At 70.1% G+C, this 2,560-nt stretch carries 4 protein-coding genes; 2 read left to right on the top strand and 2 right to left on the bottom strand.

Going from position 1 to position 2,560, the window contains the following annotated elements:
* Window positions 1-110: 110 nt before the first annotated feature.
* On the top strand, window positions 111-521 hold the full coding sequence (locus D7V93_RS41580; RefSeq protein ID WP_120648503.1) for a hypothetical protein: 411 nt from the start codon (window positions 111-113) through the stop codon (window positions 519-521).
* Window positions 518-1,276, top strand: a complete 759-nt coding sequence (locus D7V93_RS41575; RefSeq protein WP_120648502.1) for a 2OG-Fe(II) oxygenase — start codon at window positions 518-520, stop codon at window positions 1,274-1,276. The genes D7V93_RS41580 and D7V93_RS41575 overlap by 4 nt, the downstream gene beginning before the upstream one ends.
* Window positions 1,277-1,321: 45 nt before the next feature.
* On the opposite strand, the gene D7V93_RS41570 is transcribed toward D7V93_RS41575, so the two are convergent.
* Both D7V93_RS41570 and D7V93_RS41565 read right to left on the bottom strand, forming a co-directional pair.
* A complete protein-coding gene (locus tag D7V93_RS41570; protein WP_147451630.1) occupies window positions 1,322-1,765 on the bottom strand; it encodes a hypothetical protein in 444 nt (147 codons plus the stop codon).
* Between the two features lie 229 nt (window positions 1,766-1,994).
* A partial coding sequence (locus tag D7V93_RS41565) for an alpha/beta hydrolase (RefSeq protein ID WP_208723325.1) occupies window positions 1,995-2,560 on the bottom strand: 566 nt, incomplete at its 5' end.

Below are 2,560 nucleotides of genomic sequence, written 5' to 3'. Positions count from 1 at the left end.
GCTGGACACGTGACGCCAGGGCGGGAGGCAGGGGCTCCGAAGACATGCCGGAACCCTACAGCCCGACGGGTGCTGGTTCACGAACAGGCGGCGCGATATGGCGGGGCTCGATGAAGCTCGAGCGCCACGTCGGAGGACTGTCGCTGGCGCGCAAGGTGAACTACCTGCGCGCGAGAGGCTGGCGTGAGGACACGGGAGGCTGGTCGAGCGAGCGCTTCCGCCCCGTGTCCATCAGCCGCGCCATCCACCACCAGCTCACCGACGACCTCAGCCGGGCGCTGGGGGTCATGGGCTGGCAGGTGGTGGGCTACTCCCCGCGAGGCTACGTCCAGCTGCGTGACGGCGAACGGGGGCCGCCCTGCTCGCTGCCCAAGGCGCTGCGCATCCAGGCCCGGCGCGAGCGACGGCCCGTCGCCGAGCTGACGTATGTATTGTTCCTCGCGGCGCTCCTGGAGGTCGAAGGCGGCGCCCATGACAGCATCGAAGGTCGCAACCCCCGAGCAGAAGAAGAGGATCCGTGAGCGCCGCCACCCTCGAAGAAGGCCCGTTGCAGGGCCCGAGCTTCTTCCTCTCCCGGACGGTGCTGCGCGCGCTCGCGTTGGAGCACCGTGGCGCCTATGGCACCGCGCGGCCCCATCCCCACGTCGTCATCGATGGCTTCCTGGGGGAGCGGCTGGCGGCGGGGCTGGCCGGGGTCTTCCCCGGCGCGGACGATGCGCACTGGAAGCGACGCGACCACGTGGAGCAGGCGGCGCGCCTGGGGCAGCTCCAGCGCAAGGCGTTCGAAGGGGTGCACGGTGCACTCCGACACCTGCTCTCGGAGTTCTCGGGCATGTCGTTCATCGACTTCCTGGAGACGCTCACCGGGGTCCAGGGGCTCATCCCGGATCCGCACTTCCGGGGCGCCGGGCTGCACCTCACGCTGCGGGGGGGGCATCTGGCGCTGCACGCGGACTTCAACCGCGATCGCTTCCGTGCGCTCTCGCGGCGGCTCACGGTCCTGTACTACCTGAACCCCGGCTGGGAATCCGCCTGGGGCGGTGACCTGGAGCTGTGGAACGCCGACCTCTCCCGATGCGAGGCCCGGATCGCTCCGGTCCTCGATCGGCTGGTCGTGATGGCACATGGCGACAATCACTGGCATGGCCACCCCGCCGCGCTGGAGTGTCCCGAGGGACGGGGCCGGGCGGCGGTCGCGGCCTACTTCTACACAGCGGAGGCGTCCCCGGACGCGCCAGAGGCCCACAGTGCCCTCTGGGCGCCCGCGCGCTCCTGAACGAGCGGGCGCGAGGGTGGATGGGGGGCTCCACGGCACTCCAGCTCAGCAGCCGCAGGTGCCGGCGACGTACTGGTACTGGTATTCCGTGTGCGTGTAGGTGCCGGCCTCGTTGAAGCACACGCGGTAGCTGGACTGCTGGAGGCTCTTGCCCAGGTTGTAGCGGCGGACAGGACTCTCGCCCGGCGGGCACACCGGGATGAGGTTCTCGCTCCCCCCTCCCGCGACAGACCCGGCGTCGTCTCCCTTGGCGGAAGCCTCACAGGCCCAGTAGTACCCACACGTGGTCATGGAGTCGCAGGTGGTCGCGCCCGTGTTGGTCCAGCTGGACCAGGTGCCACACGAGCCCAGCTCGGCCTCCACCGTGGCCAGCGCCGCGGCTTCCTCGGCCGCGGCCTCCTCGGGCGTCATGGCCCCGCCACAGGCGGTCAATGCCAGACTCGTGCACGCCAGGGCAACCGCACGCAGCAATGAGGATCCAGGCTTCATGGACGACTCCTTGGTCCGGGAGAGGGCTCCAAAATGAAGCCCGGCCTTCCGACAAGGACCCATGCTAATCAAGACATCTCCGCCAGACGAGTCCAGGCATGAAAATCAGGCTCCGCCTCCCGCAAATACTGTCCAGCCGAAATTTTCCGGGGCTGCAGTGTCTGAGCGTCAGAGGATGTCTTTCATTGGATTGCCTGTTTCGAGTCCCCCCAGAAGTCACATCCTCCGCTCAGCCTCCGTGCACCCCGCGAGGAGTCGCTCGCGCTTGTGCCACCGACGCCAGCAGCTCAGGCCCGGGCCACGCATTGCCCGGCCGTCCTTCCGCCAGGAAGTCCACCGCGGGGCCCAGCACCTCCGGCGCATACAGGATGCGGAAGTGGCCCAGGCCTTCCGTGCGCGTGAGCTTCGCGCCCGGCCACGCGCGCGCCACCGCTTCGCCTGCCTCCAGGGGCACCTCGCGGTCCCCCACGTCGTGGAAGATGCGCAGCGGCACGTCCAGCCGTGGCGCGAAGCCGGGCAGCGCCAGGTCCGCCAGCCGCATGTCGAAGCGCGCTTCGATTCGCGCCGCCATCCGCTGCCACACGTCCTCCGCCAGCCCCACCGTGTTCGCGAAGTCGCGGATGCCAGCCAGGGGGTCCGCTGGCGGCGAGATGAAGACCGCGCGCTCCACCTTCATCCCGTCCCGCAGCGCCACCGCCGTGGCCGCCGCGCCGAACGAGTGCGCCACCACCGCGTAGGGTCCGCCCGTCGCCCGCCCCACCGCCTCCACCGTCGCCGCCAGCTCCGGCAAGGAGC

Origin of the sequence: Corallococcus llansteffanensis (assembly GCF_003612055.1) — a bacterium.
In the GTDB taxonomy this organism is placed as follows: Bacteria; Myxococcota; Myxococcia; order Myxococcales; family Myxococcaceae; genus Corallococcus; species Corallococcus llansteffanensis.
Note: the sequence above shows the minus strand (reverse complement) of the source record. Positions and strands in the feature narration are given on the sequence as shown.

Coding starts and splice junctions, on each gene's coding strand:
- D7V93_RS41570 (WP_147451630.1), bottom strand. CDS start 1,765: ATGAAGCCTGGATCCTCATTGCTGCGTGCGGTTGCCCTGGCGTGCACG.
- D7V93_RS41580 (WP_120648503.1), top strand. CDS start 111: ATGAAGCTCGAGCGCCACGTCGGAGGACTGTCGCTGGCGCGCAAGGTG.